This window comes from Nonomuraea sp. NPDC050691 (assembly GCF_040654455.1).
Lineage (GTDB): Bacteria > Actinomycetota > Actinomycetes > Streptosporangiales > Streptosporangiaceae > Nonomuraea.
Genome location: NZ_JBFAIA010000011.1, coordinates 23,428 through 42,950, shown reverse-complemented (window position 1 = coordinate 42,950; position 19,523 = coordinate 23,428). Strand labels below are relative to the sequence as shown.

Here is a 19,523-nt window from a genome sequence, read left to right as displayed (position 1 = left end):
ACCACTTCAAGGTCAAGTTGCCGCCGGGGCTGCCGGAGCGTGCGCGCGAGCCCCTGACCTGTGCTGAAGCCCGCAAGAACGAGATCAACAGAAGAATGTTCCGCGACCGATGGGGTCAGGGTGACAATGGGAAGATCGCCTCATCACCCGGCGTGAGGGCGCTACGGGCGGATGTCGCGGGGCCGGCGGAAGACGACGATCAGCACCCGCAGCACCAGGATGCCGCTGATCACGAGCAGGTTGTAGCCGATGAGCTGGAAGAGGCTGATCGCCGGGGTCACCCGCGGCCCGCCTTCGAGGCCGAGGAGCATCGCCGCCATCAGACCGGCCGTCGCCCCGAGGACCGTCAGCAGCACCTGGTGCAGCAGCCCCGTCAGGAAGCGGCGGTCGCGGTCGTCGGCGAGGAGGCGGACGTTCACGCCCAGGCGGCCGTGCTCGGCGGCGCTCGCGATGCGCTCCATCCGGCGGGGCAGGCGCCGCAGCATGGGCAGCAGCGTGGCCACCTCCTGGACGACCGTCTCCTTGACCGTGCCGGCGTCGAGCCGCTCGGAGAGGTGGCGGCCGGCGAACGCGCGCGCCTCGCCGACGAGGTCGAAGCCCGGCGCCAGCCGTTGCAGCGTCCCCTCCAGCGTGGCGAGGGCGCGGAAGACCGCGGCGACCTCCGGCGGGACGGACAGCCCGTGCCCGGACACGATCCTGAACAGGTCGGTGAACATCTGGACGCTCACCGATCCCGGCACCAGATGCCTGGCCATGAACTGGCCGAGAGCGCGCTCCAGCGCCGGCTCGTCGACGTCCTCGGGCCTCGGCATCACCTCCAGCAGCGCGTCGGTGACGGCCACCGGGTCCTGCCGGTTCATGGCGAGCAGGAAACGCTGGAGCGCGGAGCGCACGGAGGCGTCCAGGCGTCCCACCGAACCGAAGTCGAGCAACGCGAGCGTGCCGTCGTCCAGCAGCATGAGGTTGCCCGGATGCGGGTCGGCGTGGAAGACGCCCTCCACGAGCACCTGCCTGAGCAGGCAGTCCAGCAGCGCGCGGGCGCGTTCGAGGCCGAGGGCGCCGTCGTCGGCGGCGGCGAGCGGGCGGCCCGTCAGGCGCTCCATGACGAGCACGTTCTCGCCGCACAGGGACGGGACCGGCGCCGGGTACATGACCGCGACGCCCCCGGACGACGTCCCGTTGGCGCCCGGAACCCCGGCCAGGCCGGAGGCGGGGAACGCGCCGAAGGCCGGGGACGCGCCCGCGGCCGGTGACGTGCCGAAGGCCGGGGACTCGCCCGCGGCCGGGGACGCGCCGGACGACCCGCCCGACCACCCGCCGGACGACGCGCCGGCTGACCTGGAGGCGATGACAGCCGCCATGTTGGCCGCCTCGACGCGGAAGTCGAGCTCCTCGCGCAACGCCACCGCGAACCCCTCGGCCAGCTCGCGCACCCCGAGCGAGCGCCCCCAGCGGGTGCGGGTCTCCAGCGTCGCGGCCAGACGGCGCACGATGTCGAGGTCCCTGGCCACGACCCGGTCGATGCCGGGCCGTCGCACCTTGACCACGACGCTCTCACCGGAGCGCAGCCGGGCCGCGTGCACCTGCGCGATCGAGGCGGCGGCCAGCGGCGTTCGGTCGAACTCCGCGAACACGCTCTCGGGCGGGCCGCCCAGCTCGGCCGTCAGCACCGGCTCGATCTGCTCCCACGGGGCGGGGGCGACCCGGTCCTGCAGCAGGCCGAGCTCCTCCACGAACTCCGCCGGCAGCAGGTCGCGGCGCGTGGACAGCACCTGGCCGAGCTTGACGAACGTGACGCCGCCGTCGTCGAGCGCCTGGCGCAGCGACGCCGCGAGCCGCCGCCTGCCGGTCCGGTCCTCGATCCGCGCCCCGCGTCCGCGCAGGTACGGGCCGAGGCCGTGGCGGATCGCGATGCGGGTGATCTGGGAGTACCGCCTGGCACGGGAGATCCGGCCGCGCATCGAGCGGGCCAGCTCCAGCGGGCCGGGGATGGATCCCGGCGGGACCAGCGCCTCGGCCAGCACCAGGAGCACCATGGGGATGAGCACGACGCACATGGCGACGAGCAGGAGCACCCAGACGGCGCCGATGCCGGGATCGGCCGGCGTCTCGCCGGCGGGCGTCCGGGGGAACGAGTTGAGGATCGGCGAGAGCAGCGGGGCGGACAGGGTGAAGGCCAGCAACCCGGCCAGGAACGTTCGGATCGCCCCGAACCTGACTCCCAGCAGCCTTCGGGCGGCCCCTGCCAGCAGGAGGATCATCACCAGGGCGGCGACGGAGACGACCAGCGTCACGGGGAAGTCCATGGCACTGGATCATCCCAGACAAACCACCCCACACCTCCCCGCACCACCAGACCTGGCAGGTGGCGGCCGGGCGGGGGCCACTCCGAGAGGCGGGATACCCCCCGCACCGCCTCCGGAGGACGAGGGCACGCCGGGCCCGGTGGGGGGTGGCCGGGCGGACGGCGCCGGTCGGGCGGGCCGGGCGGGTTCAGGGGCCCGGGCGGTCGCGGTGGGTCAGCGGGCGGCGGCGGCGCGGGCGCGGCGTTCCTCGCGGCGCTCCACGAAGCGCGCGGCCGTGGCCTCCGTCTTGGCCAGGAACGCCGACAGCTCCTCGCGGGCCTGCTCGCCCTCGGCGTCGAGCCCGGTCTTGTCGAAGACCGACCACTGCTTCAGCACCGGCATGAGCACGTCGTCGAGGTGGAGGCGCAGGTCGTAGATGCCCTCGTGGGCGATGATCATCGCCTTGCGGGTGAAGCCCTCGATGCCGGATCCCGGCATCTGGAAGGTGGTGACCACGTCGGTCACGGCCCGCATCGTCTGGTTGGGGTCGAGCTCGAAGGCCGCCTTGAGCAGGTTGCGGTAGAAGAGCATGTGCAGGTTCTCGTCGGCGGCGATGCGGGCGAGCAGCCGCTCGCAGCCCTCGTCGCCCGAGGCCCTGCCGGTGTTGCGGTGCGCGATGCGGGTGGCGAGCTCCTGGAAGGAGACGTACGCGAGCTGCTGGAGCATCGTGCTGTACTCGCTGGTGAAGCCGCTCTCCATGTGGACCATGCGCGCGCGCTCCAGCGCGACCGGGTCGACCGCGCGCGTGACCGTGAGGTAGTCGCGGATGGCGGTGCCGTGACGGTCCTCCTCGGCGGTCCAGCGGTGGACCCACGTGCCCCACGCGCCGTCACGGCCGAACGTGGTGGCGATCTCGTGGTGGTAGCTGGGGAGGTTGTCCTCGGTGAGCAGGTTGACGATCAGGGAGACGCGCGCCGCCTCGGGCAGCTTGGAGTCGCTGTCCTGCCAGGCCTCACCACCGTAGACCCCGTCGAAGTCGCGCCCCTCGCTCCACGGGACGTACTCGTGGGGGAACCACTCCTTGGCCATCGTGTGATGGCGGTCGAGCTCTCCCGCGACCACGGGTTCGAGCTCGTGCAGAAGCTGCGTCTGCGTCATCGCCATAAGAACGTTCTCCTTTGTTACGGGACCGTAGGTTAGGGTACCCGAAGCCCGCTCCGGTCCCGTAAGGAGAGTCATGCGTCCCAGCGTGCGTGGCCTGCTGCTCGACCGCGAGGAGCGGCTGGTGCTGTTCCGGCGCACGGTCCCCGGACGTGAGGTCTACTGGTCGGTGCCCGGCGGCCACGTGGAGCCGGGCGACGCCACCCTGGAGGACACGCTGCGCCGGGAACTCCTGGAGGAGCTGGGCGCCACGGTTTCGGGCGTCACGCCGCTGACCACGGTGAGCTATCCGTGGCAGGGCGGGGTGAAGGTGCAGCACGTGTACGGCTGCCGGCTGGTCGGCATGGACTGGGCGCTGCGGCACGGCCCGGAGGTGGACGACGCTGCGCGCGGACGGTACGAGGTGGAGCGGCTGCCGCTGCGCCGTTCGGAGATCACCTCCCGGCACGTGGTGCCGGAACCGGTCGCCGGCTACCTGTCGCGGCACATCGCGGCATTGCCCCGGCTCATCCCTCGCGACGGTCCTCGATCTCCCACAGGTGGTCGATGACGTGCCAGGCCACGCGACGGGCGGCGTAGCGCGGCACCCAGCCCGTGTCGCCCGGCGGCTCCCAGGGCCGGGCCAGCACGTCGGCGAGCTCGTCGCGCATCGCGTCGCGGTCCTCGCGCGACCGGTACGGCTTGTGCCGCACGCCGAGCTTGCGGGCGTAGGAGCGCTCGGCCTCCACGACGTGGGCGTAGATCTTGGAGGTGTCGCGCCCGCCTCCCCTGGGCCCCTTGCGCAGTTCTTCCGGCGAGGCCGCCACGGTCTCGCCGAACAGCTCCCACGTGGCGCGCAGCAGGGCCACCTGCCTGCGGCCCTCCTCCGCGTCCAGGGGTTCCAGGTCCAGACCGGGCATCCTGGAGGGCGCGCCGAAGTCGGTGGTCGCGTCGCCGGGTATCCGCTCGGCCACGACGGGCTCACCGGGCTCGAACGCGAGGCCCGCCCGCTCCGCGATCACCCGATAGCGCGGCACGTACTCCATGAGCAGGTCGAGGGCCGCCTCCTCGCCCTTGGCGACGCGGCACCAGCCGGGCCACTCCAGCGAGCAGGCGAAGACCCTCTTGGGGCCGAGCTCCAGATAGACACGGGTCATGACTCTGAGCCTGCCACCCGTACCTGTCAGATCCCGTCAGGTACGGGCCCCAACCTCAGACGAGGTCGATGAGATCCGCCACCGACTCGACCACGAGCGAGGGGCGGTAGGGGAAACGGTCGATCTGCTTGGGCTGGGTGACGCCGGTCAGGACGAGGATCGTGTAGAGACCGGCCTCCATGCCGCACACCACGTCGGTGTCCATGCGGTCGCCGATCATCGCGGTGGTCTCGCTGTGGCCCTCGATGGCGTTGAGCGCGCTGCGCATCATCCGGGGGTTGGGCTTGCCGACGAAGTAGGGGTCGACGCCGGTCGCCTTGGTGATCATCGCGGCGACCGCCCCACAGGCGGGCAGGGAGCCCTCGGTGGAGGGGCCGATCGGGTCGGGGTTGGTGGCGATGAAGCGGGCGCCGTTCTCGATGAGCCGGATCGCGCGGGTGATCTGCGTGAAGCTGTAGGTGCGGGTCTCGCCGAGCACGACGTAGTCGGGGTCGAGGTCGGTGAGCACGTAGCCGACCTCGTGCAGGGCGGTGGTCAGGCCGGCCTCGCCGATCACGTACGCCGAGCCGCCGGGCCGCTGGTCGTCGAGGAACTCGGCGGTGGCCAGGGCGGAGGTCCAGATCGACTGCTCCGGCACCTGCAGGCCCGCCGCCGCGAGCCGTACCGACAGGTCGCGGGGTGTGTAGATCGAGTTGTTGGTCAGCACCCTGAACGGTTTGCCCGAGTCGCTGAGCCGTTTGATGAAGGTGTCGGCGCCGGGAACGGGACGGCCCTCGTGCACGAGGACGCCGTCCATGTCGGAGAGCCAGTAATCGATCCGTTTACGCTCGGTCACCCGGTCATGGTACAGAGGGAGTCTTGTCGACTTCGCGACCGGCATATGAGCGAATAGGGGCTATGTCGCTCACGTCGTTCACCGAACCCGCGCAGGACCTGCGCGACGAGCTGGTCGCGCTGCGCCGCTCGCTGCACGCCACCCCCGAGATCGGCCTCTCCCTGCCGCGCACCCAGGAGAAGGTTCTGGGAGCGCTCGACGGGCTCCCGCTGGAGATCTCGACGGGCGCCGCGCTCAGCTCCGTCACCGCGGTGCTGCGCGGCGGGAACCGCCCGATCGGCGGGGAGGCCCCGGTCGTGCTGCTGCGCGGCGACATGGACGGCCTGCCGGTCACCGAGCGGAACGACCTGCCGTACCGGTCGGAGATCGAGGGCCGGATGCACGCGTGCGGCCACGACCTGCACACGGCGATGCTGGCGGGCGCGGCGCGGCTGCTGAGCGGGCGGCGCGAGGAGCTGACGGGCGACGTCGTGTTCATGTTCCAGCCCGGGGAGGAGGGGTTCGAGGGCGCCAAGGTCATGATCGACGAGGGCGTGCTGGAGGCGGCGGGGCCCCGGCCGGTCGCCGCGTACGGCCTGCACGTGATCTCGTCGATGCTGCCGCCGGGCCTGTTCACCTCGCGGCCGGGGCCGATCATGGCGGCGGCCGACGTGTTCCAGGTCAGGGTCAAGGGGCGCGGCGGTCACGGCTCCAGCCCGCACCGGGCGCTGGACCCGGTGCAGGCGGGCTGCGCCATGGTGACCGAGTTGCAGACGATGGTGACGCGCACGTTCGACGTGTTCGACCCGGTGGTGGTCACGGTCGGGCAGTTCCACGGCGGGACGGCCGACAACGTGATCCCGGACGAGGCGTACTTCGAGGCGACGGTGCGCACGTTCAGCGCGGGCGCGCGGACGCTGGCCAAGAGGCGGCTGGTCGAGGTCGTGGAGGGGGTCGCGGCGGCGCACGGGTTGGGCGTGGAGACCTCGTTCGGCATGGGCTACCCGGTGACCGTGAACGACGCCGACGAGGCCGGCTTCGCCGAGCGCACAGCCGGCGACCTGTTCGGGCCCGGCCGGTTCCTGGTGACGCCGCAGCCGGTGATGGGGTCGGAGGACTTCTCGTACGTGCTGGAGCGGGTGCCGGGGGCGTTCCTGTTCCTCGGGGCGTGCCCGCCGGAGCGCGACCCGTCGTCGGCGCCGTACAACCACTCCGCGGAGGCGCTGTTCGACGACGCGGTGGTGCCGGACGGCGCGGCGCTGCTCGCGACCCTGGCCCGTGACCGCCTGGCCGCGGCGGCGACCCTGGACGCCTGAGCGCCCCGCCCACGGTCCCTCCGTACGCTGGGACGCGTGATCGATCGTGTTGCCGTCGACGGCCGGCCCGCGGGCGCCGGCGACCTCGGGCTCGCCGCGGCGGCCCGCTACGGGCACTTCACCGCCATGCAGGTACGCGGGGGCCGGGTACGCGGCCTGGCCCTGCACCTGGCCCGTCTACGCGCGGCCAACGAGGAGCTGTTCGGCGCGGGCCTCGACGAGGACCTGGTTCTGGCCACCGTGCGCCACGCCCTGGACGGCGAGCCCGACGCGAGCGTGCGCGTGATCGTCGCCGAGCGCGACGGCGTGCGGGTGATCGCCACGGCGGCGCCCCCGCACGCGTGGCCGGACACTCCCCTGTCCCTGCTCCCGGTGCGTTACGCGCGCTACCTGCCGCACGTCAAGCACCTCGGCGGCTTCCCCCAGCTCCACCTGGCCCGAAGCGCGCCCGCCGAGGGCTTCGACGACGTGCTGTTCGTGGACGCCGACGGCTTCGTCTCCGAGGCGTCGATCGCCAACCTGGGCTGCTTCGACGGGGAGCGGCTCGTCTGGCCGGACGCCCCGATGCTGCGCGGCATCACGATGGCGCTGCTGGAGGAGGGCGAGCTGCCGAGCGGGCGGCGGCCCATGAAGGTCGCCGGCCTGGCGGCTCACCCGGCGGTCTTCCTGACGAACTCGTGGGGCGTGGTGCCGGTGTCGCGGGTCGGTGACCTGCGGATACGCTCGGACAAGGCCGCCCTGGCCCGGGTGAGGGACGCCTACGAGCGCGTCCCCTGGGATGTGATCTGACCCGTACGTCCGACCTGGGAAGGAATGGAGCCGAGCGCCATTGCGGACACCCATGAAGGAAAGTTACATTAGCCTCACAACCCCTGGAGATTATTGACGCGTCTTTGGCGCGACCGTAGGGTCCGGTCAATCCTGCAGATCCTGAACAGGCCAGACATCCCCCGGAGCGGAACATGAAGCGACTAGCAGCGGCAGCGGCGTTGCTGGGCCTTGCAGCCACCGTGACAGCGTGCAGCGGTGGTTCCACCACCAAGTCCGGTTCGGGCGGAGGTGGCGGGCTCTTCACGACGATCGACGTGAACAGGACCGGCGGCCTGGAGCCGTCGGCCCCGGCCAATCCGTACAACCCGAAGGGGAACTCGTTCTCGGCCTTCAACTCGATGAAGCTGGGGTGGGTCAAGAATCATCTGACGGACCCGAACCAGGCGCTGCCCGGCATCGCGGCCAGCTGGGAGGTCGCCCCGGACAACTCCGCCATCACGCTGAAGCTGCAGCCGAACGCGAAGTGGTCGGACGGCCAGCCGGTCACCGCCGAGGACGTCAAGATGTCCATCGGGATCGCGTACACCCAGGGTAGCACCGCCTTCTCGGTCACCCCGGGCGCCGCGGGAGTCGCCTCGGACGTGACCGTGGTCGACGACAAGACCCTGAAGATCACGCAGGAGATGGCCAACCCGAGCCCCAAGTTCGTGCGCGGCGTGCTGGACACCACGGTCCTGCCGTCCCACGTCTGGAAGGACGTCCTGCCCGCGACGTTCTGGGACACGCTGAAGGCCGCCCGCGGTGACGACGCCGCCGCCGAGAAGGCGCGCGCCGACATCACCGCCCTCGGCCAGAAGGTCCTCACCTTCGCCCCGCCGAAGGACGTCTCGGCCGGCCCGTTCGTGCTGGAGCGGGTCAACCCCGGCGAGGCGCTGCTGGTCAAGAACAAGAACTTCTACAACGCCGCCAACGTGGCCCCGGCCCAGGTGAAGTTCCTCAACTACACCGGCAACGAGCAGATCTGGAACTACCTCACCGCCGGCAAGCTCGACCAGTCCGGCTTCGTCGCGGCCCCCACGGACGTGATGAACCGGATCAAGCAGGCGCCGGGCAACGAGGTCATCAAGGGCTACTCGCCGGTGGCCGTGAGCATGGCCTTCAACCAGTCCAAGAAGCCGTACGACAACGTGCACGTGCGCCGCGGCCTGGCCTACCTCATCAACCGCGACGAGGTCACCAAGGTCGCCTCCCCCGAGGGCGGCACCCCGGCCATCACGACCAGCGGCATCCACCAGAAGGCCGCCCAGGCCTGGATCCCCGACACGCTGCCCAAGCTCGACCCGTACAAGCCGGACCCGGCCAAGGCGGAGGCCGAGTTCAAGCAGGCCGGCCTGTCCAAGAAGGACGGCAAGTGGACCCTCGCCGACGGCACGCCGTGGAAGGTGTCCATGCACGCGCCCGCCGGCTTCTCCGACTGGCTGTCGGCCCAGGAGAACATCAAGAGCCAGCTGGTCAAGAACGGCATCGACGCCGAGGTCGTGACCACCACCGACTACCCGCTCTACCTGGAGGAGCTCGCGGCCGGCAAGTACGACGTCGGCTTCTGGCTGATGGCGCTCGGCCCCGCGCCGTACGACATCTTCCAGCGCCTCTACGGCGCCTCCAACGGCTGGACCAACGTCGCCGGCAAGATCACCCACGCCGCGCCCGGCAAGGGCGGCAACTGGATGGGCGGCCCCGAGGAGATCGAGGTCGGCGGCGCCAAGATCAACCCGGGCGAGCTGACCGGCAAGCTCAACACCGCCACCGCGGACCAGGCCAAGCCGATCATGGCCCAGCTCGCCACCGCCGCCAACCAGGACCTCCCGGTCATCCAGCTCTGGGACTACGTCAACAACCAGTTCGTCAACAACACCCGCTTCACCGGCTGGCCGCACGACGACGAGATCCTGCGCCTGGGCACCGGGGTTCTCCCCTCCGGCGTCTGGATCCAGCTCGGCATGGTCAAGGCGAAGCAGTAAGGCCCTTATGACGGTCATCGCACGGCGACTCGCGGGCCACCTGGCCCGCGGGCTCGTCATGATCCTCGTGGTCGCCACGATCAGCTTCTTCATCGTCAACAACATCCCGGGCGACCCCATGGCCGCCCGCTACGAGAAGCTGATCGAGGGCGGCATGTCCCCGGAGGCGGCCGCGCAGGCCGTCAAGGTGCTCTACGGCTTCCAGCCGACCGGCACCCTATGGCAGCAGTACACCGACTACATGGGCGGCCTGCTCCACCTCGACCTCGGCGTGTCCGTCAGCAGGCCCGGAACCCCGGTCCTCGACGTGCTGGGCGAGGCGGCCAAGTGGACGGTGCTGCCGGTTCTGGTGGGCACGCTACTGAGCTTCCTCGTCGGCGTCATGCTCGGGGTGTTCGCGGCGATCAAGCGCAAGAGCAAGCTGGGCGACGCCCTGGCGATCTCCGGCTCGCTGCTGCACGGCATCCCGCAGTACGTGCTGGCGATGCTGCTCGTGGTGATCTTCGCGACGCTCATCCCGATCCTGCCCGCCGACGGGCCGGTGGACATCCTCTTCGAGCCCGGATTCAACGCCGGCTACATCGGCTCGCTCGTCGAGCACGCCGTGCTGCCGGTCGTCACCTACGCCCTGTCGGCGTACGGCGGCTGGGTCCTGGCGATGAAGTCGAGTGTGGTGACCGTCCTGGGCGACGACTTCATCCTGGCCGCGGAGCTGCGCGGGATGAAGCGCTCGATCGTCTTCCGCTACATCGCGCGCAACGCGATCCTTCCGCTGTTCACGATCCTGGCCCTGTCGCTGGGGCTGCTGCTCGGCGGCGCCGTGTTCATCGAGAAGATCTTCAACTACCCGGGTCTCGGCCTGATGCTCATCAACGGCGTCAACGACCGCGACTACGCGCTGATGAGCGGGGCCTTCCTGCTGATCACGAGCGCGGTGATCGTGGCCAACATCGTGGCCGACCTCTTCTACAGCACGATCGACCCGCGGGTGCGCAGCGGCGAGGAGGCGGCATGAGCGCCACCATCATCCCCGAGACCTCCGGCGGCATCTCCACGGCCTCGGCCATGCGGCGCAACTTCTGGCGCGGCGTGTGGCGGGTGATGAGGCGCAAGCCCAGCCGGCTGGCCGGCGCGGTCATCCTGGCGGGCTTCGTGTTCATGGCCGTCTTCGGGCCGATGTTCTACCCCGACAACCTGCCGGGCGACGCCAACGCCATCACGCGGCCACCGAGCTGGGAGCACTGGTTCGGCACCGACCCGCAGGGCCGCGACGTGCTCGCGCTGGTCATCACCGGCTCCCGGTACGTGCTGCTCAGCGCCGCCGTGACCGCGCTCATCACCGTGGTCTTCGGCACCGGGCTCGGGCTGTTCTCCGGCTTCAAGCGGGGCCGCTGGGACACCGTGCTCATGCGGGTCACCGACATGAAGCTGACGATCCCCGGCCTGCCCCTGCTGCTCGTCCTCGCGACCGTCTGGAAGTTCGGCAACCCCCTCCAGATGGGCCTCGTGCTCGGCCTGCTCGGCTGGGGCGGCGTGGCCCGCGCGGTGCGGGCCCAGACGCTGTCGCTGCGCGAGCGCGGCTTCATCGAGGCGGCGCGCGGGCTGGGCCTGTCCACCGGCCACATCATCGGCAAGGAACTGCTGCCGAGCATGGCGCCCTACATCGCGATGAACATGCTCATCGCGGTCACCGGCGCCGTCTACGCGCAGGTCGGCCTGTTCTTCCTCGGCGTGCTGCCGTACGAGTCGAACAACTGGGGTGTGATGCTCAACCTGGCCGTCTTCCAGGCGGGCGCCATGATCACCCCGTACGCGATCGGCTACCTGCTGGCGCCGCTGCTCGCGATCCTGCTGCTGACGCTCGGCATCGTGCTCGTCGTCGACGCCATGGACGAGATCTTCAACCCCCGGCTGCGTGAGGAGTAACCACCGGTGGCCCAGCCAGAGACCGCACCCCCGCGGCCCGCGCCCGAGCCTGTCACGGCGCCGGCGACGCCCGCGCCCGGGGTACGCATCGACGGCCTGACCGTCGTCTACAAGACCCCCGCGGGCGAGCTGCCGGCCGTCCGCGACATCAGCCTCACCCTGGAGCCCGGCACCATCACCGGCATCGTCGGCGAGTCCGGCTCCGGCAAGTCCACGCTGGCGCTGTCGCTGCTCAACGCGGTGCAGCCGCCGGGACGGATCTCGGCGGGCAGCGTCGAGATCGACGGGCTCGGCGACGTCGTCGGGCTCGCGGGCGAGCGGCTGCGCAAGGCGCGCGGCGCGCACATCGGGTACGTCTTCCAGGCGGCCCAGAACTCCCTGAACCCGCTCAAGACGGTCGGCAAGCAGCTCCTCGACCTGGGCCGCTCCCACGGCGTGGACGACCTGCGCGGCCTGGTCCGCGAGGCCAAGCTGCTGCTCGGCCGGATGGGCCTGGACGGCGCCCGGGTGCTCGACTCGCACCAGCACGAGCTGTCCGGCGGCATGCGGCAGCGGGTCGGCATCATGCTGGCGCTGGTGCTCAACGCCCACCTGGTCGTGCTCGACGAACCGACCACCGCCCTCGACATGATCACGCAGGCCAACATCCTGAAGATCGTGCGGGAGGTCCACGCCGAGCGCGGCCTGACCACGCTGGTCATCACCCACGACATCGGCGTCGTGGCCGAGGTCGCCGACCGGCTGGCCGTCATGTACGGCGGGCGGCTGGTGGAGCAGGGCCCGACCCGCGAGGTGCTGCGCGCCCCCCGCCACCCGTACACCCGGGGCCTCATCCAGGCCATCCCGCGCCTGGTCGGCGACATCGACGAGGCGCGGGCGCTGCCCGGCCGGCCGCCGACGCTGGCGACCGTGCCGAAGCAGGGCTGCGTGTTCCGGGAACGCTGCGCCCTGCGCATGGACATCTGTGAGACCGACGATCCGGCGGCCCTCGCCGACGGGCCGAGGATCGTGGCCTGCCACGCGGTGGGCGTGAAGGAGCGCGCGTGATCACGGGTACGGGCATCACCAAGACCTTCAAGCAGCGGGGCGGCGTGCTCGCCGGGCGTGAGGTGCGGGCGCTGCGCGGCGTCGACTTCTCCATCGCCAAGGGCGGGGCCGCCTCGTTCATCGGCGAGTCAGGCTGCGGCAAGACCACGCTCGGCCGGATCATCGCCGGGCTGGAGTCGTACGACGGCGGCGAGATCGCCATCGACGGCACGCCGATGACGCCGCTCAAGCCCAAGCAGCGCCAGCCGCACTTCCGCAAGATCCAGATGATCCACCAGGACCCCTACTCGGCCCTGAACCCCACCCGCACCATCCACCAGACCCTCCAGGCGCCGCTGGCGTTGAGGGCCCGGCAGACCGGCCGCTCGAAGCAGTGGATGGAGGAGCGGGCCGCCGAGGTGCTGTCGCTGGTCGGCCTCGACCCGGGCACCGTGCTGTCGCGCTACCCGCACCAGCTCTCGGGCGGCATGCGGCAGCGGGTCGTCATCGCCCGCGCGCTGACCGTGGACCCCGAGATGCTCGTCGCCGACGAGGCCGTCTCGATGATCGACGTGTCGCTGCGGCTCGGCATCCTCGCGCTGCTGAAGGACCTGCGCGAGCGGCTCGGCGTGGCCGTGCTGTTCATCACCCACGACGTGGCCACCGCGCGCTACATCGGCGACGACGGCGAGCTGTTCGTCATCTACCGGGGCCAGGTCGTGGAGCGCGGCTCCGTGGACACCGTCATCGCCGACCCGGTCCACCCGTACACGCAGTCGCTGCTGTCGGCCATCCCCGTGCTGCACGGGCTGGAGGAGCCGGGCGAGCAGCCGGTCGTGCCGCTGGAGTCGCTGGACGAGTCGCAGGCCGACACCGGGTGCCTGTTCGCCCGCCGCTGCCCGTTCCGCGGCGAGCGGTGCGAGAGCGAGCTGCCGCTGCTCCAGGTGACCGGCGGCGTCCCGCAGGAGCACGCGTGCTTCCATCCGCAGCGCCGCAGCGTGATCGCCCGTCCGCTGAGCGGCGTGTGATCTCCGTGCGTCTGGCCGGCGGCCAGCCGCCCGGCGGGTTCCCGCCCGGCGGTTGCGCCCGCGACGGCTCTGCTCTCGACGGGGAGGATCTGGAGCAGGCCGTACGGGCCGCGGAGGCGGCGCTGACGCTCGACGCCGCCGAGGCGGGCGCGCTGGTGCGGCGGCTGGCCACCCCTCCGGCGGACCGCACGTGGGGCGCGCTCGTGACCGGCGGCGGCGTCGTCATGGCGTCCCTGTCGTCCCGCGAGCCCACGGTGGGCCACATCGACCTGCTGGCCGTCCATCCGGAGCGGCAGGGGCGCGGAATCGGCCGGGAGCTGGTCCGCGCGGCCGAGGAGTGGCTGCGCGGGCACGGCGCGACGCAGTCCCGGCTCGCCGGCAACCCGCCGTGCTACGCCTGGCCGGGCGTGGACGTCCGCTACACCGCCGCCGCCTGCCTGGCCGAGAGCCTCGGCTACGAGCGCTACCACGTCGCCTGGAACATGACCGCCCCGCTCGGTGCCGGCGCGGACCTGTCCACCGAGGAGGACGTGGCCCGGCTGGCCGGGTCCGGGGTGGCCGTGCGCCGGGCCGGCGACGACCGGTCGCGGGTGGCGGCGTTCGTGGCGGAGCACTGGAACGAGCGGTGGGCCTGGGAGGCGGCCGGCGCCGCCGGGCTGCACTACGCCGAGCGCGACGGCCGGGTGCTGGCGTTCGCCGCGTGGGGGGCGCGGCCCGCGTGGTTCGGGCCGATGGGCACGGCGCCGGAGGCGCGCGGGCTCGGCCTGGGCCGGGTGCTGCTGCGCCGGTGCCTGGCCGAGCAGCGCGCCGCCGGGCAGGACACCGCCGAGATCGGCTGGGTGGGGCCGCTGCGGTTCTACGCGCGCGCCGTGGGCGCGCGCGCCGAACGCGTCTTCTGGCTCTACCGGCGCGACCTGGCCTGATGTCAGGCCCGATGTCACGCGTAGAGCAGCGGCCCTCCTGGGGGCGCGGGCTCGGGGCACAGAACCCTCGGGTCCTCGCCCTTGTCCAGGCACGCCGTGAGTGTGTCCGACCCCCACAGGTGGTCCTCGAAGTTCTCGGGCCCCCACCAGCCGAAGCCGTCCGGGTAGAGCGTGCGGGCCACGTGCAGCATGGACACGCCGGTCAGCACCGGCCGGAACGCGGCCCGGTCGTGGACGTGGAGCTGGACGCCGCGCACGGCCGTCCCCGCGTGCTTGTGGAAGGTGGGGGTGAACCAGGTGTCGCGGAAACGCACCCCCGGCAGGTCCAGCGCGTTCAGCCCGGCGGCGAACCGCTCGTCCGCGAACGGCGCGCCGACCAGCTCGAACGGCCGGGTCGTGCCGCGCCCCTCCGAGAACGTGGTGCCCTCGAACAGCGCGGTGCCGGGGTAGGCGAGCGCGGTGTCGGGGGTCGGCATGTTGACCGACGGCATCACCCACGGCAGCCCGGTCGCGGCGGCGTCCATGTCGCGCCGCCAGCCCCGCATCTCCACGACCCGCAGGTCGAGGTCGAAGCCGAACAGCAGCGCCAGCTCCCCCACGGTCCTGCCGTGCCGCACCGGCAGCGGGAACCTGCCGACGAAGCTGGCGAACGCCGGGTCCAGCTCCGGCCCCTCGGTCACGGTGCCGCCCAGCGGGTTCGGCCGGTCGAGCACCACGAACCGCAGCCCCAGCCGCGCCGCCGAGGCCATGAGGTCGTACATCGTCCACACGAAGGTGTAGAAGCGGGCCCCCACGTCGGCAATGTCGAAGACCAGGGTGTCGGCCCCGGAACGTGCCACCACCTCGTCCAGCGCCTCGCCGGAGCGCTTGTGCGTGTCGTAGGCCGGCAGGCCGGTCCTCGGGTCGGTGGTGTCCGGCTCGCCGCCGTCCGCCTGCGCGGTGCCGCGCACGCCGTGTTCCGGTCCGAACAGCGCCACCAGCGGCGCGCCGCCGGCCAGCAGCGCCTCGGCCGTGGGCGTCAGATCGGGCAGGACCCCGGTGGGGTTGGTGATGAGGCCGAGCCGCCGTCCACCTGCCAGAGAGGCATCCGTGGCCAGCCGTTCGGCTCCGGTTCGCACATACGTCATGAATCCATAGTCTGAAAGATATTTACAAGAGAGAAGGAGAAGGTGGAAATTAGCGTCATGATTGATCCGCTACCCGAGCCCTCCACCGATGCGTCCACCGGCTCACCGGCCCTGTCCATCGGCGAGCCCGTCACGCCCTCCGGCGAGCTGGCCACCGAGCAGAGCGACCCCCGGTACTCCCAGATCGACCGGTTGCCGACCGAGCAGATCGCGCGCCTGATGAACCAGGCCGACGCCGCGGTGCCCGCCGCCGTCGCGGTGGCGATCCCCGCCATCTCGGCCGCCATCGACGCGATCTCCGCGCGGATGGACTCGGGCGGCCGGCTGCTGTACGTCGGCGCGGGCACCTCGGGACGGCTCGCCGTGCTCGACGCCTCCGAGTGCCCGCCCACGTTCGGCACCGACCCGGAGCTCGTCCAGGGCGTCATCGCCGGCGGCCTGGACGCGCTGACCCGGTCCGTGGAGGGCGCGGAGGACGACGCCGAGGCCGGCGCCGCGGACATGGCGCGCCTGGAGGTGGGACCGCTCGACTCGGTGGTGGGCGTGTCCGCCAGCGGCCGCGCGCCGTTCGTGCTGGGCGCCCTGGCCGAGGCGCGGCGGCGCGGCGCGCTGACCGCCGCCCTGTCGTGCAACGACGGCGCGCCCCTGTCGGCCGCCGCCGAGCACGCGATCGAGGTCGTCGTGGGCCCCGAGGTCGTGGCCGGCTCGACCCGCCTCAAGGCGGGCACCGCCCAGAAGCTCGTGCTCAACATGATCTCCACGATCGCGATGGTGCGTCTCGGGCGCACGTACGGGAACCGGATGATCGAGATGTCGGCCATGAACAGCAAGCTCGCCGACCGGGCGGTGCGCATGGTCAGCGACATCACCGGCGCCGACCGGGAGACCGCGGCCCGCGCCGTGGACGAGGCCGGCGGGCAGGCCAAGACCGCCGTGGTGATGATCCAGCACGGGCTCGACGCGGAGGGCGCCCGGGCGCTGCTGGAGTCGCACGGCGAGCGGCTCAGCGACGCGCTGAGCGGCTGACGCGCCGGACGGCGCTCAGGGGGACGGCGGACCCGAGGCGGGAAGAGGGAGAGGGGGGGAAGGTGGCGGAGGGGCTCGAGGAGGTCCTGGCCCGCGCGGTGCCGCGCGTTTGCCCGGCGGCTGTCGCGCTCGTCGCCGTGGACGGCGAGGTCGCGGCGGCGGCGGTGGCCGGCGAGCTGGTCAGGTACACCGACGGCGAGGGCACCCTGGCCGGCGAGCGCCCGCCGGCCCGCCGCGACTCGATCTTCGACCTGGCCTCGGTGAGCAAGCTGTTCACCACGGCCGTCGTGCTGTCCCTGGCCGAGGAGGGCCGCCTGGACCTGGACGAGCCGGTGGCGACCCGGCTGCCCGGGCGCGACCCGCGGATCACGCCGCGCCGCCTGCTCACTCACACGGCCGGGCTCCCGCCCACCCGCCGCGTGGACCTCGAACTGCCCGAAGCCTGCTACGCCGCCCGGCTGGCCGCGATCATCAACACGCCCGTCACCGGCCCCGTCGGCGGGCCGTACCTCTACTCCGACGTCGGCATGGTCACGATGGGCCGCGTGGCCGAGCTCGCGGGCGACGCCCCGCTCGACGAGCTGGTCCGCGCCCGCGTCACCGGCGTGCTGGGGCTGGACGCGACCGGCTACCGGCCCGGCCCCGAGAGGCTGGCACGCGTGGCGGCCACCGAGTGGAAGCCGGAGCGGCCGCCGCCGGGGTGCGTGCGCGGCGAGGTGCACGACGAGACCTGTCACGGCCTGGGCGGCGTGGCGGGTCACGCGGGGCTGTTCGCCCCGGCCGACGACCTGCTGGCCTTCGGCGAGGCGCTGCGGCTCGGCGGCGGCGCGATGCTGCGGCCGGAGAGCGTGGCCGAGATGGTCCGCGACCAGGGGGCCGAGGGGGCGCCGTTCCGCCACGGGCTCGGGGTGCGGATCGGCGACCCGGGCATCGTCGGGCCGCTGGAAGGCGCGTACGGGCATTCCGGCTTCACGGGGACGTCGCTCGTCGTGGACCCGGCGCGCGGGCTGACGGTCGTGCTGCTGACCAACGCCGTGCACCCGCTGCGCGGCCGGGACGGCATCCGCGACCTGCGCCGCGCGGTGGCCGCCGAGGCGCTCCGCCTGTCCGGCCGCTGACCGCCCTTTCCCGGGCCGCTGACCGCCTTCTTCGGCCGCTGACGCGCGGGCTCAGGCGTGCGGGGCGAGGGCCTCCAGGGCCTCCTCGGCGCGGCGCATGGCCTCCTCCGGCTCCGCGGTGACGATCTCGGGGTCGAAGTTGAGGTCGTGGAAGACCTCCGTCACGCCGCGCGCCATGAGGTCGTCCACGTCACGCCGGATCTCCTCGTACGTACCCGTCAGCGGCGGCCGGTCCTCCTTCTCCCCGGCCGCCGGGCGCACCCGGGTGACGCCGCGGCACACGACGCGCAGCGCCTCGGGGTCGCGGCCGGCCTCCCGGGCCGCCTGCTTGACCACGGCCACGCGCGGCGCGATGCCCGCCAGGTCCTCCCTGCTGGAGCTGATCCAGCCGTCGGCGAGCCGGCCCGCCCGGCGCAGCGCCGCCTCGGCCGTCCCGCCCAGCAGGATGGGCGGCGCGTGCTCGGGGCGCGGGTCGACGTGGGACGGCGGAACCCGGTAGAACTCGCCCGCGTGCTCGACCACGTCGCCGGTCAGCGCCTTGCGCAGCACCCGCGTGAACTCCTCGACGCGCCGGCCGCGCCCCTCGAAGCCGACCCCCGCGGCCTCGAACTCCTCGCGCAGCCAGCCCAGCCCCAGGCCCGCCGTCAGCCGCCCGCCGGACACGATCTGCAGCGAGGCGAGCTGCTTGGCCAGCAGCACCGGCTGCACGTACGCGTTGACCACGGCCACGCCCAGCCCGATCGCCTCGGTCGTCCCGGCCAGGTACGACAGTGTCACCACCGGGTCGTGGACGCTGCGGTAGACCGGCCCCATGGGGTGTCCGACGGGGTAGAGCACCCGCTGGAACGTCCACAGCCGCTCGTACCCGAGCTCCTCGGCCCTGGCGGCGACGCGGCGCATGGCGGCGGGTGTGGCCCAGGGGCCCGACTGCGGCACGGCGAAACCGATTCCCATGCCCTCTACTCTGTACGAGTGGATCTGCAGGCGGAACTCGGGGCCATCGCCGGCGCGCACGGTGGCACAGGGGAGCCCGTGCTCCACCCCACCCGCACCGACGTGGTGGTCTTACGCCGGGGCGAGGTCGTGGTCAAGGCGCACTCGCGGGGCGACGGCGCGGACACGCTGCGGCTGCGGGTGCGCGCCGCCGCCTCGGCCGCGCTGAGCGGCGTCCTGCTGCCCCCGCTGCGTCCCGACGTGCTCACGGCGGCCGGTCGCGCGGTCACGGTGTGGCCGGCCGGCACACCCATCGCGCAGGACGAGATCGACTCCGCGCCCTGGGAGGAGGGCGCCCGGCTGCTGGCGCGCCTGCACGCGGTGCCCCTGACGCTGCTGCCGCCGCTCCCCGAGGCGGGCGGCCCGGAGCGGGCGGCCCGCGCGGTGCGCCGGATGCCCGGCGACGGCCCGGTCGAGGGGCTGCTGCGGCGGGCGTTCGCGGAGTTACCGGAGCCGGAGCCGGTGCCCGGCCTGCTCACCCACGGCGACTGGCACCTGGGCCAGCTCGTCCACCGCGACCGTTGGCTGCTCATCGACGTGGACGACCTCGGCGTCGGCGACCCCGCCTGGGACCTGGCCCGGCCGGCCGCCTGGTACGCCGCGGGACTCCTCGAACCGGCCGTGTGGGAACGGTTCCTCGGCGCGTACCTCGCCTTCGGCGGGCCGGCGCTCGGCGACGGCGCCGACCCGTGGCGCCGGCTCGACCTGCCGGCCCGCGCGGTCACCATCCAGCTGGCCGCCGTGGCCGTGGTCAACGCCGGGCGCGACGGCCGGGAACTGGACGAGGTGGAACATTCGTTGGTCGAGGCGTGCAACAGAATCGTCAGAGCGTGACGGGGTTGCGCGCGGTAG

At 72.6% G+C, this 19,523-nt stretch carries 18 protein-coding genes; 12 read left to right on the top strand and 6 right to left on the bottom strand.

Annotation, left to right across the window (positions count from 1 at the left end; all coding sequences use genetic code 11):
* Positions 1–161 precede the first annotated feature (161 nt).
* Together AB0H81_RS07115 and AB0H81_RS07110 are read right to left on the bottom strand one after the other, a co-directional pair.
* Complete coding sequence (locus AB0H81_RS07115) at positions 162–2,306, bottom strand: AarF/UbiB family protein (RefSeq protein ID WP_358370407.1); 2,145 nt, start codon at positions 2,304–2,306, stop codon at positions 162–164.
* Positions 2,307–2,519: 213 nt separating this feature from the next.
* Entirely contained in the window at positions 2,520–3,449 is a 930-nt protein-coding gene (locus AB0H81_RS07110; protein WP_358370405.1) for an acyl-ACP desaturase, read from the bottom strand.
* Between the two features lie 73 nt (positions 3,450–3,522).
* Between AB0H81_RS07110 and AB0H81_RS07105 the strand changes: the two genes are divergently transcribed.
* On the top strand, positions 3,523–3,996 hold the full coding sequence (locus AB0H81_RS07105) for an NUDIX hydrolase (protein ID WP_358370402.1): 474 nt from the start codon (positions 3,523–3,525) through the stop codon (positions 3,994–3,996).
* Here AB0H81_RS07105 and AB0H81_RS07100 read toward each other — a convergent pair.
* Together AB0H81_RS07100 and AB0H81_RS07095 are read right to left on the bottom strand one after the other, a co-directional pair.
* Entirely contained in the window at positions 3,953–4,582 is a 630-nt protein-coding gene (locus tag AB0H81_RS07100) for a hypothetical protein (RefSeq protein ID WP_358370400.1), read from the bottom strand. The two genes, AB0H81_RS07105 and AB0H81_RS07100, sit on opposite strands and share 44 nt — an antisense overlap.
* A 55-nt stretch (positions 4,583–4,637) precedes the next feature.
* Entirely contained in the window at positions 4,638–5,417 is a 780-nt protein-coding gene (locus AB0H81_RS07095; protein ID WP_358370397.1) for an HAD-IIA family hydrolase, read from the bottom strand.
* Positions 5,418–5,479: 62 nt separating this feature from the next.
* Between AB0H81_RS07095 and AB0H81_RS07090 the strand changes: the two genes are divergently transcribed.
* The 8 genes from AB0H81_RS07090 (at position 5,480) to AB0H81_RS07055 (ending at position 14,407) form a co-directional block, all read left to right on the top strand.
* Entirely contained in the window at positions 5,480–6,712 is a 1,233-nt protein-coding gene (locus tag AB0H81_RS07090; RefSeq protein ID WP_358370394.1) for a M20 family metallopeptidase, read from the top strand.
* Positions 6,713–6,748: 36 nt separating this feature from the next.
* Positions 6,749–7,501 carry an aminotransferase class IV gene (locus tag AB0H81_RS07085; protein WP_358370391.1) on the top strand — a complete coding sequence of 251 codons (753 nt, stop codon included), beginning with the start codon at positions 6,749–6,751 and terminating at the stop codon, positions 7,499–7,501.
* Positions 7,502–7,674: 173 nt separating this feature from the next.
* Positions 7,675–9,504, top strand: a complete 1,830-nt coding sequence (locus AB0H81_RS07080) for an ABC transporter substrate-binding protein (RefSeq protein WP_358370388.1) — start codon at positions 7,675–7,677, stop codon at positions 9,502–9,504.
* Positions 9,505–9,511: 7 nt separating this feature from the next.
* Positions 9,512–10,519, top strand: a complete 1,008-nt coding sequence (locus AB0H81_RS07075) for an ABC transporter permease (RefSeq protein ID WP_358370385.1) — start codon at positions 9,512–9,514, stop codon at positions 10,517–10,519.
* Positions 10,516–11,430 (top strand): ABC transporter permease, encoded by a 915-nt coding sequence (locus AB0H81_RS07070; protein WP_358370382.1) that lies wholly within the window; start codon positions 10,516–10,518, stop codon positions 11,428–11,430. The genes AB0H81_RS07075 and AB0H81_RS07070 overlap by 4 nt, the downstream gene beginning before the upstream one ends.
* A 6-nt stretch (positions 11,431–11,436) precedes the next feature.
* A complete protein-coding gene (locus tag AB0H81_RS07065; RefSeq protein WP_358370379.1) occupies positions 11,437–12,477 on the top strand; it encodes an ABC transporter ATP-binding protein in 1,041 nt (346 codons plus the stop codon).
* Positions 12,474–13,484 carry an ABC transporter ATP-binding protein gene (locus AB0H81_RS07060; RefSeq protein ID WP_358370376.1) on the top strand — a complete coding sequence of 337 codons (1,011 nt, stop codon included), beginning with the start codon at positions 12,474–12,476 and terminating at the stop codon, positions 13,482–13,484. Before AB0H81_RS07065 ends, AB0H81_RS07060 begins: the two co-directional genes overlap by 4 nt.
* A complete protein-coding gene (locus AB0H81_RS07055) occupies positions 13,481–14,407 on the top strand; it encodes a GNAT family N-acetyltransferase (protein WP_358370373.1) in 927 nt (308 codons plus the stop codon). The genes AB0H81_RS07060 and AB0H81_RS07055 overlap by 4 nt, the downstream gene beginning before the upstream one ends.
* 14 nt (positions 14,408–14,421) lie before the next feature.
* Here AB0H81_RS07055 and AB0H81_RS07050 read toward each other — a convergent pair whose 3' ends face one another.
* The gene (locus AB0H81_RS07050; RefSeq protein WP_358370370.1) at positions 14,422–15,534 is read right to left on the bottom strand and encodes a DUF1343 domain-containing protein; all 1,113 of its coding nucleotides are present in this window, start codon (positions 15,532–15,534) and stop codon (positions 14,422–14,424) included.
* A 57-nt stretch (positions 15,535–15,591) separates the two neighbouring features.
* Here AB0H81_RS07050 and murQ point away from each other — a divergent pair, with 57 nt between their 5' ends.
* Entirely contained in the window at positions 15,592–16,560 is a 969-nt protein-coding gene (gene murQ / locus AB0H81_RS07045; protein ID WP_358370367.1) for an N-acetylmuramic acid 6-phosphate etherase, read from the top strand.
* Positions 16,561–16,622: 62 nt separating this feature from the next.
* Entirely contained in the window at positions 16,623–17,678 is a 1,056-nt protein-coding gene (locus AB0H81_RS07040; RefSeq protein ID WP_358370364.1) for a serine hydrolase domain-containing protein, read from the top strand.
* Positions 17,679–17,729: 51 nt separating this feature from the next.
* Here AB0H81_RS07040 and AB0H81_RS07035 read toward each other — a convergent pair whose 3' ends face one another.
* Positions 17,730–18,632, bottom strand: a complete 903-nt coding sequence (locus tag AB0H81_RS07035; RefSeq protein WP_358370362.1) for a TIGR03619 family F420-dependent LLM class oxidoreductase — start codon at positions 18,630–18,632, stop codon at positions 17,730–17,732.
* A gap of 18 nt (positions 18,633–18,650) precedes the next feature.
* Here AB0H81_RS07035 and AB0H81_RS07030 point away from each other — a divergent pair, with 18 nt between their 5' ends.
* On the top strand, positions 18,651–19,505 hold the full coding sequence (locus tag AB0H81_RS07030; RefSeq protein ID WP_358370359.1) for a phosphotransferase: 855 nt from the start codon (positions 18,651–18,653) through the stop codon (positions 19,503–19,505).
* The last annotated feature ends 18 nt before the right edge of the window (positions 19,506–19,523 follow it).

Coding starts and splice junctions, on each gene's coding strand:
- AB0H81_RS07100 (WP_358370400.1), bottom strand. CDS start 4,582: ATGACCCGTGTCTATCTGGAGCTCGGCCCCAAGAGGGTCTTCGCCTGC.
- AB0H81_RS07115 (WP_358370407.1), bottom strand. CDS start 2,306: ATGGACTTCCCCGTGACGCTGGTCGTCTCCGTCGCCGCCCTGGTGATG.
- AB0H81_RS07110 (WP_358370405.1), bottom strand. CDS start 3,449: ATGGCGATGACGCAGACGCAGCTTCTGCACGAGCTCGAACCCGTGGTC.
- AB0H81_RS07080 (WP_358370388.1), top strand. CDS start 7,675: ATGAAGCGACTAGCAGCGGCAGCGGCGTTGCTGGGCCTTGCAGCCACC.
- AB0H81_RS07070 (WP_358370382.1), top strand. CDS start 10,516: ATGAGCGCCACCATCATCCCCGAGACCTCCGGCGGCATCTCCACGGCC.
- AB0H81_RS07035 (WP_358370362.1), bottom strand. CDS start 18,632: ATGGGAATCGGTTTCGCCGTGCCGCAGTCGGGCCCCTGGGCCACACCC.
- AB0H81_RS07050 (WP_358370370.1), bottom strand. CDS start 15,534: ATGACGTATGTGCGAACCGGAGCCGAACGGCTGGCCACGGATGCCTCT.
- murQ (WP_358370367.1), top strand. CDS start 15,592: ATGATTGATCCGCTACCCGAGCCCTCCACCGATGCGTCCACCGGCTCA.
- AB0H81_RS07075 (WP_358370385.1), top strand. CDS start 9,512: ATGACGGTCATCGCACGGCGACTCGCGGGCCACCTGGCCCGCGGGCTC.
- AB0H81_RS07090 (WP_358370394.1), top strand. CDS start 5,480: ATGTCGCTCACGTCGTTCACCGAACCCGCGCAGGACCTGCGCGACGAG.
- AB0H81_RS07105 (WP_358370402.1), top strand. CDS start 3,523: ATGCGTCCCAGCGTGCGTGGCCTGCTGCTCGACCGCGAGGAGCGGCTG.